The following is a 14566-nucleotide window of genomic DNA, read 5'->3' as shown; positions in this document are numbered from 1 at the left end:
CGGCGTCGAGGCGGGCGGAGGCCGGTTCCTCGTGATCTCGGCACCGCCCGCCCCTGACCGGTATCACCCGAGCGCCAGGTCGCCTACGCGCCGCTTCGGCAGAACGCGGTCACCCGGTCCGCTCGGTCGACCGGATCGGAATCTCCGCTCAGCTGACAAGCTCGTAATCGTGCGAGGCATTCTCGCGGGCGAGCGAGCCCAGATCTCCCTCACCACCGGGGTTGAAGGTGAAGTTGCGGCCCCCGTAGTTGCTGTTGAAGTAGACCTTCACCACCCAGATGCTGGTTTTGTTCTTCGCCGACCTGGCGTTGTTCTTCACGCACTGCCCTTTGCCTTCACCAGGCCCTTTGAATTCGTAACAACCCGGCTGCGTGCTGCCGTAGTTCGGTACCCGTCCGCTGAAGTCCGACACTGATCCGCTGAAGCCGTAGCCGTAGTAAAGGCAGAATTCGCCTGCCTCGCACACGCCGTTGCGGGCCGTCGCCGCATTGGCCGCGGGTGCGACCGTGGCCAGCAGCGCAATGCCTCCCCCCACGGCCAGCAGTGCCTGGGCAAGACGCTTTCCGACCGGTCCCAAGGTTTCCTCCAGAATCGACAGCGCCATCGTCGGCGCCTTTCCCCTCGCACACACCCGGCAGCCATTCGCGGTTTAGGGCCGGTAAGATGATCACCTGATCGGCGTAGGGCATCGATCCGGCGATGATGCCCGCCAATTCTGCGCCCCGGGCCCAGGGCTATTCGCGCACCGGCGTGACCTACGGCCTGGCCGACGAGGTGGTCGGCGGGCCGGCCGAGGCACCGGAGTCCGGCACCCCCGCGTAGCCGGGCAGCTCGACGCCGTTGATCGCGCGCTCGACCGAGCGTGGACTCGGCGTCCGCCCGCGGGAGCACGCCGCCAGACGGGCCACGGTCGTGGAGGCCGTGGGCCGGCTCGTCGAGCCTCGACCAGCCCGCGAACCGCCGACGGCGACCCCACGTCCCGTCGATCCGAGCTGTCCGGGGGTCAGTCGCTGGCGTGCGCGGTGTTGTCGAGCCAGTGCTGGGCAAGCTCGGTGTCGCCGTCGACGCTGATGCCGGCGGTTTCGCGGTCGGCGAGCGGGAGCCGGCGGGTCAGGACCTGCAGCAGCGACCGGGCCGGGCCGGACACCGTCACATCGGCCTGCCGGATTCCGGCCTCCCACGTCGCCCCGTCCGGCCGCCGTTCGACGAACCAGCCGTCCGCGGTGTCGGTGGCCCGCCACTGCAGGGTCTGGCCGGTGCCCCGGATGGCGTGCGCGGACTCGGGCCGCTGCATCTCCCACGTGGGCGAGGTGAGCATCGCGAAGAGGTTGCCGATGAGCGCGGCGGCGACGTCGGCTTCGACCTCGGCCGGCCGGTTCGCCGCGCCGGCCGCGTCGAAGCCGTGGACGACCGCCTCGTTCAGCATGCTGGACATCCAGAACCGCCCCCCGGACCGCCCGTCCCCCGCGGCGTTGAACACCGGCGCCTCCAGCGCTTCGTCGGAGCACGCGCTCGCGACCCGCTGCCCGGACTCCGCCAGCCACGCCGGCCACTCGCGGGGATCGGCGGGCAGCACGGCCATCTCCGTGGGCAGCTGGGTGGGGTCGGTGATGCGCCGTTCGATGATCTCCGCGACCCAGTGCTGGGTCTGGCCCACGTGCGCGACCAGGTCCGCGACGGTCCACTTCGGCGCGGTCGGCACGGCGGCGTCCGGTCCGGCCGCGGCGGCCGATTCCGCCAGCCGCCGGGTGTGGTCGACGATCGCGCGCCGGGTGGTGTCCGCGTTCAGCTCGGTCATGGGAGTGTCCCCGGTGTCGGTGAAACGGTCACTGGGCGTCCGGCCTCCGCGGGCACCCTCGGCTACGCGTCGAACGACGATAGCCGGGATCGACAACCCCCTCCGCACGATTTCGATCTTTCCGGCCGGGCCCGGCCGGGGCCGCGATCACCGCGGCTTTCCGGTCGCGGTCCGGCGGTCGCCCCCGGCGGTCGTGGTCCCGTCCGCCGGAGGCCTCCGGCATGGCTGCGGCTCGCGCCGGCTCGTCGTCGACCCGGATCCGGCGCGGCGTCGGGGCGTTACGCGGGAAACGGGAGCTCGGCGACGACTTCCGTGGTGGCCTTGGCGAAGTTGAACGTGATGAAGTGCAGGCCGGGGACGCCTTCGGCGAGCAGCCGCCGCGCGAGCAGGATCGCCTGTTCGATGCCGAGCGCCCGGACCGCCGCCGGATCGTCGGCGAGGGCGCCGAACCGCTCGGCCAGGTGCGCCGGGAACGGCGCGCCGGACAGCTGTTCCGAGCGGGCGATGGTCTTCATCGTGGTGACCGGCATCAGCGCGGGGATGATCGGCGTGTCGCAGCCGGCCGCGGCGACGCGGTCCCGCAGCCTCAGGTAGTCGTCGGCGTCGAAGAACATCTGGGTGATGGCGTAATCCGCGCCCGCCCGGCACTTCGCCACGAACTGCCGCGTGTCCTCCGCCGCACTCGCCGACCGCGGGTGCCCGTGCGGGAACGCGGCCACGCCCACGCAGAAGTCGCCGTGCTCACGCAGCAGCGTCACGAGTTCGCTCGCGTAGTCGAGGCCCTCCGGGTGACGGACCCACTCCCCCGTGACGTCGCCGGGCGGATCTCCCCGCAACGCCAGGACGTTCACGACCCCGGCGTCGGCCAGCGCCCCGACGAACGAGCGCAGCTGCCGGACCGAATGGTCGACCGCGGTGAGGTGGACCACCGGCAGCATCGTGGTCTCGCGGGCGATCCGCGCGGCCACCGCGACGGTGTTGTCCCGGGTGGACCCACCGGCTCCGTAGGTGACCGACACAAAGCCCGGGTGCAAGGACTCGAGTTTGCGGACGTTCTGCCAGATCCGCTCCGCGTTGTCGGTCTCGCGGGGCGGCATGAACTCCAGCGAGAGCACCGGCGTGCCGGCGGCCAGGCGATCGCGGACCGTGCGCAGCCGCGCGGATCGCTGCGCGGGAACCGCGGCGGGCGGGGTGACCGCCCGCCGCGGGGAAAGCTGCCCGCTCGTCACGGGCGCGTCCTCAGCTGCCCGGTGGCCTCCACCAGGTTCGCCAGGGTCGCCCGCACCTCGGCGTAACCGCGGGTCTTGAGACCGCAGTCGGGGTTGACCCACAGCCGGTCGGCCGGGAACGCCGCGACGGCGGTGCGCAGGTGCCCGGCGATCTCCTCGACCGACGGCACCCGCGGCGAGTGGATGTCCCAGACGCCGGGGCCGGCCTCGTTCGGATAACCCGCACGGGCGAGATCGGCGACGATGGCCATGTTCGAGCGGGCCGCCTCCAGGCTGATCACGTCGGCGTCCATGTCGACGATGGCCTGCAGGACGTCGCCGAACTCGGCGTAACACATGTGCGTGTGGATCTGGGTGTCGTCCCGCACGCCCGCGGTCGCCAGGCGGAACGAGTCGACGGCCCACTCCAGGTACGCGGCGCGGTCGGCGGTGCGCAGCGGCAGGGTTTCGCGCAGGGCCGGCTCGTCGACCTGGATGACCGCGATGCCCGCGTTCTCCAGGTCGGCGACTTCGTCGCGCAGGGCGAGCGCGACCTGGCGGGCGGTGTCGCCTTCGGGCTGGTCGTCGCGGACGAACGACCAGGCGAGCATGGTGACCGGGCCGGTCAGCATGCCCTTGACCGGCCGTTCGGTCAGGCTCTGGGCGTAGGTGGCCCACTCGACGGTCATCGGCTCGGGCCGGGCCACGTCACCGACGATCAGCGGCGGCCGGACGTAGCGGGTGCCGTAGGACTGGACCCAGCCCTGCTGGGTGGCCAGGAACCCGGTGAGCTGCTCGCCGAAGTACTGGACCATGTCGTTGCGCTCGGGCTCGCCGTGCACCAGCACGTCCAGGCCGAGCCGCTCCTGCTCGGTGATGACCGCGCGGACCTCGGCGCGCATCGCCTCGCGGTAGGCGTCCTGCTCGAGGTTGCCCGACCGCAGCGCCGCGCGGGCCTTGCGCAGCTCCGTGGTCTGCGGGAACGAGCCGATCGTGGTGGTCGGGAGTTCCGGCAGCCGGAGGCGCTCCTCCTGGGCCAGGCGGCGCTTGCCGTAGGGGTTGACGCGGTGCAGATCGGCGTCGGTGACCGCGGCGACGCGGTCCCGGACGGCGGGCACCCGCACGATCGGCGACGCCGCCCGGGAGGCCAGGCGGCCGGCGTTGGCCCGCAGGACGTCGCCGATCACGGACCGGTCTTCGGTCAGGCCGCGGCGCAGCGTGACGATCTCGTCGAGCTTCTGCCGCGCGAACGACAGCCACCCGCCGATCTCGGGGTCCAGGTCGGTTTCGAGGGTGACGTCCAGCGGCACGTGCAGCAGCGAGCAGGACGCGGCGACGTCGACCGAACCGGCCAGGCCGAGCAGCGTGCCCAGGGTGGACAGCGCCTTGGTCAGGTCCGCGGCCCAGATGTTGCGCCCGTTGACCACCCCGGCGACCAGCCGCTTGTCGCGGATGCCGCCGACCGCGGCGAGCGCGTCGAGGTTGGCCGCGGCGGACCCGGTGAAGTCCAGCGCCAGGCCCTCGACCGGGGCGGCGGCCAGCACCGGCAGCGCGTCCCCGAGCCGGTCGAAGTAGGACGCGACCAGGATCTTCGGCCGCGCGGTCGCGGCGGCCAGGGTGGCGTAGGTGCCGGCGACCTCGGCCAGCACGTCCGCCGGCTGGTCGGTGACGAGCGCGGGCTCGTCGAGCTGGACCCATTCGGCGCCGGCTTCGTGCAGCTGCCGCAGCAGGTCGGCGTAGAGCGGGACGATCCGGTCGAGCAGGTCGAGCGGCCGGAACCCGTCGGTGGCGGTCGGGTCCTTGGCCAGCAGCAGGAAGGTGACCGGGCCGACGAGCACCGGCCGGGTCGTCACACCCTGCTCCAGCGCCTCGGCGAACTCGGCGAGAGGCTTGGCCGCGTTCAGCGTGAACGTGGTGTCCGGCCCCAGCTCGGGCACCAGGTAGTGGTAGTTCGTGTCGAACCACTTCGTCATCTCCAGCGGCGGCGCGTCCGCGGTGCCGCGGGCCATCGCGAAGTAGCGGTCCAGCTCACCGGCCGGCGTCGTGGCGTCCGGGACCGCGGCGACGTGGCGCTGCGGGACGGCGCCGAGCAGGACCGAGGTGTCCAGGACGTGGTCGTAGAACGAGAAGTGGTTGCCCGGGATCTCGTCGATCCCGGCGCCGCGCAGTTCGGCCAGGTTCTGCAGCCGCAGGTCACGGGCCGTGCCCAGCAGCGCGTCGGCGTCGACGCGGCCCTTCCAGTACGACTCGACGGCCTTCTTCAGCTGCCGGCCGGCACCTTGGCGCGGGTAGCCGTACACGGTGGCGCGGCTGGCCGGGGGTGTCTGGGGTGTCTGGGGTGTCGTCGGGGGTGTCACGGGGCTCTCCTTCGCGAGTCCACGTGGACCTGCGGGAGCGCACGACAAGCCGCGACCGGCGTCCGGTCGGGACTCGGCGATGACCCACCCACGAGGTCGCGGCCAGCACCCCACGGTCGTGGGGTGCGCAGCGGGCAGGTCTTCGGACTCGTGGGCGGTCCGGCTCTTTCCTACTGACCGTCGCTTCCCAAGCCGGGTGGCTCAGTGCTTGTCCTCGCTTGCTGCTCGAGGGACTGACGGCGTTCGTTCCCACTCACCGCTGCGGGGCAGTCCCGGATTCGCACCGGGTTCCCTCTTGCCTCGGTCACCGCGATCGTGCGCGCGGATCCCGAACCAGCTGCGTCGCCACTGTAGCGCGTCGCGCTCGGGTTTTCCTCGATTCTTCCGTCCGGCGACCGTGCGCCGCGGCAGGTGCTCCACGGGCGGTTCAGGCTGGCGCCCGCGAGCTGTTCCATGATGTGGGCGGTCCGGCCGGTGATCGGCGCGGCCACGAAGATCGGCGTGAAACGGGTGCCGGCCCTTCCCCGCGTACATGACACGCACGAGAGATTCGTACAGTCCAGCAGTTCGTGGCCGTCGCGCGGTCCGGCGGCTTCCTGCACGACCAGACGCGTCGTCGAGACGCGGGAGTCTCCTTCTTGTGCACGTGGTGGCCGAAGCCCACGATCGTGCACCGCCGGTAAGCGCTTTCTTCAGCCAGGCGTCGGCGTCCGACGCGAACCCGGACCCGACCATGCGGATCGCCGAGAGAAGTGCGGGCCGACGACCTGCCCGGCGCGGCCGGTGGCCATGCCGAGAAGCATGGTCGGGAGCGAGGACGTCGCCGGGGGCCGCAAGATCCGTTTCGGTGATCCGCCCCACAGAGGCACCTCGCGCTGCCCGCCGAACCACCGGCCGAGAGCGGATCGGCCACGGAGGGCCGCGGCTGCCACCCGATCCACCGAGCCGCACCCGGTCACAAGGGCCCGGTCTGCGGCGGCGGCGCGCTTGCCTCGACCCATTTCCCGCCCGGGCACGTTTTATTTCCGCACTCAACCCATTCCGCCACCGCATTTTTCCCCACACGGAAGGCCGGACAACACCCGCCAAGGGCGGTTCATGCCGATTTCCACCGCATTTTATCTGCGCCTTGCCTGAATCGACGTTAGTTGATCACGGCGAATTCCACCACTTCGTACACTCGAAAGAGGCGAAGTCAACACGGGTGGTCTATGCTTATTTCGGGCCGTACTCCGTAGGTTCGTCCGCATGTCGCGCATCGTTTCCGTTTTCGCCGCCGCCGTTCTGGCCGTCCTGGTGATTCCCCCCGTCGCCGCCACCGCCGCGAAGCTGCCCACGCCGGGGCCGGTGTGCGACCACCAGCCGGTCGCCAACACGACCGCGCCACCCGGCGCGGTCGTGATCGATCCGGCGGTGACCGCGGATCTGTACCACAAGACGCAGGATTCGCCGCCCGGTACGACCTTCTGGCTCGCGCCGGGCACGCACACGCTCGCCTCCGATCCGTTCGGCCAGGTCATCCCGAAAGACGGGGACGTGTACCTCGGCGCCCCCGGCGCGGTGCTCGACGGGCAGCGGATCAACCTGGCGGCGTTCACCCAGCAGGCCAAGGACGTCGTCATCCGCGGCCTGACCGTGCAGAACTTCGTCCCGCCGCAGGACCAGGGCGTCGTCAACCACGATTCCGGGGAACACTGGACCATCGAGAACAGCACGGTGCAGAACAACGCCGGCGCCGGGCTGATGGCCGGCGCCCGGCAGGTGGTGCGGCACAGCTGCCTGCGGAACAACGGGCAGTACGGCATGAACGCCTACCGGTCGGACAACACGATCACCGGGCTGGTGGTCGAAAGCAACGAAATCGCCGGGAACAACACCGACGACTGGGAAACCCGCGTACCCGGCTGCGGGTGCAGCGGCGGGATCAAGTTCTGGGCGGTCAACCGGGCCGACATCCGCGGGAACTGGGTCCACGACAACCACGGCGCCGGTTTGTGGGCCGACACCAACAACAACGACTTCCTCATCGAACGCAACCTGATCGAAGGCAACGAGGCCGAGGGCCTGTTCTACGAGATCAGCTACAACCTCGTCTTCCGCGACAACACCCTGCGGCGCAACGCCCTCGTTTCCGGCAAGCGCAAGGCCGATCGCGGCGACAACTTCCCCGTCGCCAGCGTGTACCTGTCGGAATCGGGCGGCGACCGGCGGGTGCCGGCCCGGACCCACCTGATCGACATCTACGACAACACGTTCGAGGACAACTGGTCCGGCATCACCGCGTGGGAGAACTCCGACCGGTTCTGCAACAGCCCCGCCAACACCTCCAGCAACACCTGCACCAAGCTGGTCGCCGACCGGACGTCGTGCTCGGCCCCCGCGATCGCCACCCGGCCGCTCTACGACGACTGCCGGTGGAAGACGCAGTTCGTCGAGGTGCACGACAACACGTTCCGGTTCGACCCCGCCCACATCGGCTGCACCAGCGGCTTGTGCGGCCGGATGGCGTTGCTGGCCAACTACGGCACCTACCCGGACTGGTCGCCCTACCACGGCACCGTGGTGCAGGACGCGATCACGCACGACCAGGGCAACTACTGGTTCAGCAACGCCTACTACGGCCCGTGGACCTTCGTCGCCGGCGACACCTCGCGCACGCTCACCGCGCAACAGTGGCAGTCGACGCCCTGGGACCAGGACGACTGCGCCTCCTTCGACGGCGTCGCCGGGCCCTGCTGACCCGGTGGTGAACCGGCACTGGGAAGCGGGTCTTCCCGGTGCCGGCCCGCGCCGACCGCCGTCACGCGGTCCCGCGGGCGAGGAACGCTTAGCCGGGCGGTGGCGGCGTCCGGCGCTCCCGGCTCAGGCGACGGCGAAGCGCGTCAGCACCGCGGCCGGCCGGACTTCCGGCAGGGCCCGGCGGAACGCGCGGTAGTAGGCGAGTTCCTCTTTGGACCGCAACGCCGTGGCCGGGTCGCGCCGTTCGGCCAGTTCGGCGTCGCCGATGTGCCGGTTCCAGTACGGGGTCAGCAGGTCCGCGGCGCCGCTGCCGGTGCCGAACTCCAGCTTCGGCCGCCACAGCAGCCGCTCGGGGAGCCGGCCGGTGAACGCGCGGCGCAGGTGGCCCTTCTCGAGGCCGTCCGCTTCGAGGGACTTCACCGCGTCCGGCAGGGACATCGCGTGAGCGACCACCCGGGAGTCCAGGAAGGGCACGCGGGCCTCGAGCCCGTGCGCCATCGTGACGCGGTCGCAGCGCTGGAGGTTGAGGCCGTGCAGCTGCTCGATGGTGCGCCGCAGCTCGCGGCGCAGCGCCGCCGGGTCGTGGTGCTCCTCGTGGTAATAGCTGTAACCGGCGAAGAGTTCGTCCGCGCCTTCGCCGGTCAGCACCGCCTTGACGTGGTGTGAAGCCAGCTCGGCGAGGAACCAGTTCGGCACCGCGCTGCGGATCAGGCCGGCGTCGAACGACTCGACGGAAGCGACGACGTCGTCGAGCGCGGCCACGGCCTGCGCCGCGTCGAAGACCGTTTCCCGGTGCTCCGTACCGAGGAACTCCGCCACCTCACGGGCCGCGAGCAGGTCGGCGGACCCGTCGACCCCGACGGCGAACGTCTTCAGCCGCCGGCCTTCGCGGGCGTACTCGGCCGCGGCAACCGCGGCGACGATGCTGGAATCCAGCCCGCCGGAAAGGAAAACGCCGACCTCGACGTCCGCCATCAGGTGCCGGCGGACCGAGTCGACGAGCACGGCGCGCGTCCGGTTCTCCAGTTCCGCCGCGGTGACGCCGTCCTGGACCGGGGCGAAGGTGACGGCCGTCGCGAACCGGACCAGGCCGTCTTCCGGCGTCCACCAGCAGCCGGGCGGGAACATCTCCACCGCGTGCTGGACGGTGACCGGGAAAGCGCGCATCTCGGACGCGAAGTAGTACCGGCCGTCGGCCCGCGCCCAGTAGAGGGGCTTGATGCCGAGGCGGTCGCGGGCCGCGACGAACCGCCCGTCCGGGGTCGCCGCGCACAGCGCCCACATCCCGTCCAGCCGGTCGAGGGCCCGCGGTCCCCCGGCGGTCAGCAACGCGAGCGCCGACTCGCTGTCCGACGCCGTCGTGAAGTGGTGGCCGGGCAGGCTTTCCCGCAGGTCGGCGTCGTTGTAGATCTCCCCGTTGCAGACCAGCGACCACGGCCCGGGTTCGCCGAGCGGCTGCCGTCCGTTGGCGGGACCGACGATCGACAACCGGTTGTGCCCGAGCCAGGCGCGCTCGCCGACCCGGGCCTGTCCGGTGTCGTCGGGACCGCGGTGGGCCAGCCGGGCGAGCATGGTCCGGCCGGTGGCCACGACGTCGGAGGTGATCGCCTCCGGGGACGGGGTGTAGCACGCGACTATTCCGCACATGACCCCGACGCTAGGTCGGCCCGTGCGTCCAGGACAACCGCAGTTGCGCTCCGCGCACGGCGGCCAGACACTTTGCCGATGGCGAACGACAGTCTGACCAGCGTGCACCGGGCCCTCGATGTGGTGCGGGCGCTCGGATCCGGCCCGTTGGGGGTCCAAGCGGTCGCCGAAGCCCTGGACGCCGAGAAGACCCAGATCTCGCGGACGCTGAAGGTGCTGCTCCAGGAGGGTTTCGTCGAGCGGGACCCGAAGTCGCTGGAGTACCGCCTCGGCTGGCAGCTCTACGCCCTGGCCGGCGCGGCCGGCGACGACCGGCTCCGCCAGGACGCGCCCCGGGCGTTGCGCGCACTGGTCCACGAGCTGGGCGAGGCGGCGTACCTGACCGTCCGGGAGGGGGACGCCGCCCTGACCGTGCTGAGCGAGCAGGCCGGGCGCAGTGTCCAGGCCCGCGAGTGGATCGGCCGGGGCACCCCGCTGAACTGCACGTCCAGCGGGCGGGCCCTGCTGTTCGGGCTGGCCGACGCCGAGATCACCACCTTGCTGACGACCCGGCCGGGCCCGCTGCCCGGCACCCGCCGCGCCCCGCGGACGGTCGCCGCCGTCCTCAGGCGGCTGCGCCAGGAACGCGCGGCGGGCCACGTCGTCGCGGCGGAGGAGCACGAGATCGGCCTCACCGCGGTCGCGGCCCCCGTGCTCGACTTCCGCGGTACCCCGCTGGCGGCGGTGAACGTGTCGGTGCCCAGCTTCCGGCTGACGCCGGACGGGCTGGAGCGGATCGTGCAGGCGGTGACCGCCACGGCCGCGGACCTCTCGGCCGGCGCCCGGAACTGAGCCGTCCCGCGCGACCGCGTCCCAGCCGGACGGCGGTGGACGTTCGACCGATCTCCTCGGCGAGCCCGACGCACAGAGCCGCTTCACGTTCAGCTGGCCGCTCTGTCCGTGTCATCTGAAGTTAAAACACCACTGATTGACTTCACTGGCTCACCACCTTTCTCGCGACGAGGACAAATTGACACAGTCCGTGCCCCCCGGCGGCGGCGCCGGCGATCCGCTGGCCGACTTCAGCGGCGAGCTCGAGGAACTCCAGGCCAAGGCCGCGGCGGCCCAGGAACGGCTCCGGGCCGCCGTCGCCACCGTGCAGGCACCGGACGGGGCGGTCTCGGTGACCGTCGGCCCGAGCGGCGTCCTGCAGGAGCTCCGGTTCGGCCCCCGCGCGTACGAGCGTCCCCCGCAAGCCCTGTCCAGCCTGGTGATGCAGCTGATCGGCCGCGCCCAGCAGAAGGTCTCGGCCGAGGTCGCGGACGCGTTCAGCGGCATGGTCGGCGAGAACTCGGCCGCCCGTGAACTGCTGACGGAGTTCCTGCCGGAACCCGAACCGGCCGAGGGGACGCCTCCGGGCGGCGCCAAGTTCATGCCGGAGGCCGACGACCGGCCCCCATCCCCGCCGCCCCCGCCGCGCCAGCGGCCGCCGGGCCCACCGCCCCCGTCGCCGCCGCCGAACCCCCAGCAACAGCAGCACGGTCAGCCACGCCGTCGTCCCCGGCCCGCGCCGGACGAGGACGACGGCGAGAGCAACCCCTGGTAGTACGGAGGAGATCCAGTGGTTTCCGGAGCAGGTTTCTCGGTCGACCCGGCCGAGCTGCAGAAGTTCAGCCAGTTCCTGTCGGGCACCACCCAGCCCGCGGTGCAGGACGCCGCGAACCGGATGCAGGCCGCCAACGGGTTCGACAACGCCGCGTTCGGCGTCCTGCTCGCGCAGGTGCTGGCCGTGCCCTCACGGATCACGATGGGGGTGATCACCGGCGAGATCACCAAGCTCGTCGGGGACATCGCCAAGTCCGCCGACGACGTGAAGAAGGCCGCCGACGTGTACTCGACCCACGACGCGAACACGGCGCAGGGTTTGAGCACCTTCGAAACGGAGCTGGGCAAGTGACCGTTCCCATCACCGCGTCGAACTCCACGACCGGCGCCGGTGTCTTCGACAGCTGGAAGCAGGTGGGCGACTCGATCGGCAAGGTCCAGACCGAGCACGGCGGCGACCTCGCGGCGGTCAGCGTCGAGCTGGGCATCAACGTCATCAGCGCCGCGCTCGACACGGTCGCGTTCGTCATGGACCCGCTGGCGAAGCTGATCGCGGCGGGCCTGGGCTGGCTGATCGAGCACGTCTCGTTCCTGAAGTGGCCACTGGACCAGGTCGCGGGCAACCCCGCGGAGGTCACGAAGATCGCCAACGAGCTGCACAAGATCGGCGAGTCGCTGCGCAACACCGGTACCTCGCTCGACGACACGCTCAAGGCGACGATCACGCAGTGGGAGGGCAAGGGCTACGACAGCTTCCTGAAGTCGATCAACGAGCGGAAGGGCTGGATCGACGCGAACGCCAAGGCGTCCGACGTCGCCGGCTACATGGTCGAGACCACCGGGGCCCTGATCGGCGCCGTCCGCTCGTTGCTGCGCGACATCATCACGACGATCCTCGGCGACATCATCTCCACGATGCTGATCGCGCTCGCGCTCGCCATCCCCACCTTCGGGGCGTCGATCGCCGTCGGGGTGACCAAGTGCGTCGCCACGGTCTCGGTGCAGGTGGCCGCGATGATGGCCAAGCTCGCCAAGGTCGTCGCCTACGCCGGGCGCACGCTGGCCCGGCTCACCCAGCTCTCGAAGCTGGTCAAGCCGAAGGCGGGCGCCTCGAACGCGGGCCACGAGCTGAGCAACCTGCCGCCCACCGGCGGCGGCGTCCCGAACTTCTCCCGGCCCCTGCCGAAACCGCCGGGCACGGCGGTCACCCACGACGGCCCGCCCGTGCCGGGTGGCGCCACACCCAGCACCCGGCCCCCGGGTGACGGCACGACCCCCAACTTCTCGCGGCCGCTGCCGCCCCCGGGCACCGCGGTCACGCACGACGGCCCGCCCGGAGGCGGCGCCACACCCACCACGCGGCCCCCGGGCGACGGCACCACGCCGAACTTCTCGCGCCCGCTGCCGAAGCCCGCGGACCCGCCGCCCGCGCCCAAGCCGCCGTCGCCGAAGTCGAAGCTGAGCGATCAGGACATCTCGACGATCAAGAAGCACGAGGACTGGCTGAAGACCAAGTTCGGGGACAGCTACAGCAAGATGAAGTTCGTCGACGACTGGCTGAAGAAGAAGGCCCCGGACTACTACCCGATGCTGAAAGCGCTCTCGGACGCCAAGAGCTCGAAGAATTTCGTGGGGTGGGCGGGCAAGGACATCGTGCAGGTCGACCGCGGCCTCACCGACATCCAGATGCAGGCGGAGGCCGCCTGGGCCGAGGAAGACAAGAAAGAACAGCAGCCGCAGTAGCACCGCGCCACGATCAGTCCTTGAGCGTCAGGTGCCTCGACGCGGACGGCCCAGCCGCTCGCCACGATCACCGTGACCTGGCCCGCGCCGCAAGCGGTCGTGAGTGGTTAGGGCGGTTAGAACCGCCCTAACCACTCACGACCAGCCGCGGCAGACCGCTCAGCGTGCTGAGTCCTTGTTCGACGACGAGGAGCGCAGGCCGTCGGCCATGGACCCGGTCTCGCGGATCACGTAGTCGCGATCGGTGTACTTGAGCTGCCTCCGGGGCTCGGGGTCGAGCACCTCACCGGCGACCTTGATCCAGAAGTCGAGCACCCCTGCGACGACGATCCGGTCGTCGGCCAGCACCTCGGAGATCTGCGTCCGCGCACATTCCCTTCACGCCCGATGGCGTCGTCACCCCGCGACAGCGCGGAGTCCCGAAGGCCCTTGGCGTTACAGCGAAAGCGACTTCGCGGACCGAATGGCGGCGCTTGCCGGGACGGAGTTCCTCAATTCGGCTCGGGAGAGCTGTCGGCGTCGTTCCCCGCGGGTCGCGCGCGCGGCGGCCGGAGTACGGCCCAGACGACCTTGCCGCCGGACTGCTTCGGCGACCAGCCCGCGGCGTGCGCGAGGTGCGTGACCAGCGGAAGCCCGCTGCGCGGCGCCGGTTCCTTCCGTCCGACCGGCGGAAGCGGCACCCGTCGCGCGTCGTCGTCGGAAACGGCCACCGTGAGCCTGCCCAGGCGCAGCTCCAGCCGCAGGCGCGCCGGCGAACGTGCGTGCTCGGCGGCGTTCGCCACCAGCTCGCCGGCCACCGTGGTGGCCGGCGCCGTCAGCTCGCCGATGCCCCAGTTGTGGCAGATGTCGGCGACGAACGGGGTCACCGCGGGCACGCTGAGAGAGGACGACGGCAGCCAGAGCTCGGTCCGGTGGCGCGGCGGCGGGTCCCCCAAGGTGTCCAGGGCGGCGAGCACGGACGGCTGGACCCTGATGAAGCGCCGCATCGGCCCGTGGCGCGACAGGGCTTCGTGCGCCGGCCCGGGCACCACGACCACCGCCACCGTCGACCACTGCGAGACGCGCAGCCACACCGCGACGAACACACTGGTCAGATGGTCCTGGGTGATCTCGAGCGCATCGAGGTCGACGATCACCGCGCGGGGCTGGTCGGCCGCGCACTTGAGCAGCACGTCCCGCAGCACCCCGTACGTGCGGACGTCCAGAACGCCCGACAACTGGACGATCGTCGCCCCTTGCAGCTCGGACAGGTCCCACTCGAGCGGACTGTCCGCTTCCATTCCGCAGCTCGCCGCCTCGGTTGGTGGAGCCCGGATCAAACCCGTCCATGATCTTTCAACCGGACGGGCGAACGTATTTGTCAACGGTACGGGTGAACTGTCCGCGAACGACCGGCGACGCTGCGAAATCACTCGATCCAGTGATTGCGGTGCGGCAATGGATTCATTCTGTAACAGAACACTACGCCGACCGATGACGGCAACCGGAGA

At 71.0% G+C, this 14566-nt stretch carries 12 protein-coding genes and 1 riboswitch; of the genes, 5 read left to right on the top strand and 7 right to left on the bottom strand.

What is annotated here, in order from left to right; translation table 11 throughout:
- Positions 1 to 148: 148 nt before the first annotated feature.
- From OG494_RS09690 to metE, 4 genes are all read right to left on the bottom strand, one after another.
- The gene (locus OG494_RS09690; protein WP_328454072.1) at positions 149 to 604 is read right to left on the bottom strand and encodes a peptidase inhibitor family I36 protein; all 456 of its coding nucleotides are present in this window, start codon (positions 602 to 604) and stop codon (positions 149 to 151) included.
- A gap of 399 nt (positions 605 to 1003) precedes the next feature.
- Positions 1004 to 1798: a maleylpyruvate isomerase family mycothiol-dependent enzyme gene (locus OG494_RS09685; RefSeq protein ID WP_328454070.1), complete on the bottom strand. Its 795-nt coding sequence runs from the start codon at positions 1796 to 1798 to the stop codon at positions 1004 to 1006.
- A 278-nt stretch (positions 1799 to 2076) separates the two neighbouring features.
- Positions 2077 to 2952, bottom strand: a complete 876-nt coding sequence (gene metF / locus OG494_RS09680) for a methylenetetrahydrofolate reductase [NAD(P)H] (protein ID WP_328458909.1) — start codon at positions 2950 to 2952, stop codon at positions 2077 to 2079.
- 71 nt (positions 2953 to 3023) lie between these two features.
- Complete coding sequence (metE, locus tag OG494_RS09675) at positions 3024 to 5363, bottom strand: 5-methyltetrahydropteroyltriglutamate--homocysteine S-methyltransferase (RefSeq protein WP_328454068.1); 2340 nt, start codon at positions 5361 to 5363, stop codon at positions 3024 to 3026.
- Positions 5364 to 5479: 116 nt separating this feature from the next.
- Positions 5480 to 5716: riboswitch (cobalamin riboswitch) on the bottom strand.
- An 895-nt stretch (positions 5717 to 6611) separates the two neighbouring features.
- On the opposite strand from metE, the gene OG494_RS09670 reads away from it, so the two are divergent.
- Positions 6612 to 8102 carry a right-handed parallel beta-helix repeat-containing protein gene (locus tag OG494_RS09670; protein WP_328454066.1) on the top strand — a complete coding sequence of 497 codons (1491 nt, stop codon included), beginning with the start codon at positions 6612 to 6614 and terminating at the stop codon, positions 8100 to 8102.
- 123 nt (positions 8103 to 8225) lie between these two features.
- On the opposite strand, the gene asnB is transcribed toward OG494_RS09670, so the two are convergent.
- On the bottom strand, positions 8226 to 9749 hold the full coding sequence (asnB, locus tag OG494_RS09665) for an asparagine synthase (glutamine-hydrolyzing) (RefSeq protein ID WP_328454064.1): 1524 nt from the start codon (positions 9747 to 9749) through the stop codon (positions 8226 to 8228).
- A gap of 78 nt (positions 9750 to 9827) precedes the next feature.
- On the opposite strand from asnB, the gene OG494_RS09660 reads away from it, so the two are divergent.
- The 4 genes from OG494_RS09660 (at position 9828) to OG494_RS09645 (ending at position 13076) form a co-directional block, all read left to right on the top strand.
- Positions 9828 to 10580 (top strand): IclR family transcriptional regulator, encoded by a 753-nt coding sequence (locus tag OG494_RS09660; protein ID WP_328454062.1) that lies wholly within the window; start codon positions 9828 to 9830, stop codon positions 10578 to 10580.
- A gap of 178 nt (positions 10581 to 10758) precedes the next feature.
- Complete coding sequence (locus OG494_RS09655; RefSeq protein WP_328454060.1) at positions 10759 to 11334, top strand: YbaB/EbfC family nucleoid-associated protein; 576 nt, start codon at positions 10759 to 10761, stop codon at positions 11332 to 11334.
- A gap of 15 nt (positions 11335 to 11349) precedes the next feature.
- Positions 11350 to 11685, top strand: coding sequence for a hypothetical protein (locus tag OG494_RS09650; RefSeq protein WP_328454058.1), 336 nt, complete (start codon positions 11350 to 11352; stop codon positions 11683 to 11685).
- A complete protein-coding gene (locus tag OG494_RS09645; protein ID WP_328454056.1) occupies positions 11682 to 13076 on the top strand; it encodes a hypothetical protein in 1395 nt (464 codons plus the stop codon). Before OG494_RS09650 ends, OG494_RS09645 begins: the two co-directional genes overlap by 4 nt.
- A 159-nt stretch (positions 13077 to 13235) precedes the next feature.
- Here the strand turns inward: OG494_RS09645 and OG494_RS09640 are convergent, their stop codons facing one another.
- Positions 13236 to 13424 (bottom strand): hypothetical protein, encoded by a 189-nt coding sequence (locus OG494_RS09640; protein ID WP_328454054.1) that lies wholly within the window; start codon positions 13422 to 13424, stop codon positions 13236 to 13238.
- Between the two features lie 143 nt (positions 13425 to 13567).
- Positions 13568 to 14356 carry a hypothetical protein gene (locus OG494_RS09635; RefSeq protein ID WP_328454052.1) on the bottom strand — a complete coding sequence of 263 codons (789 nt, stop codon included), beginning with the start codon at positions 14354 to 14356 and terminating at the stop codon, positions 13568 to 13570.
- Between the last annotated feature and the right edge of the window lie 210 nt (positions 14357 to 14566).

Source organism: Amycolatopsis sp. NBC_00438, assembly GCF_036026695.1.
In the GTDB taxonomy this organism is placed as follows: domain Bacteria; phylum Actinomycetota; class Actinomycetes; order Mycobacteriales; family Pseudonocardiaceae; genus Amycolatopsis.
Note: the sequence above shows the minus strand (reverse complement) of the source record. Positions and strands in the feature narration are given on the sequence as shown.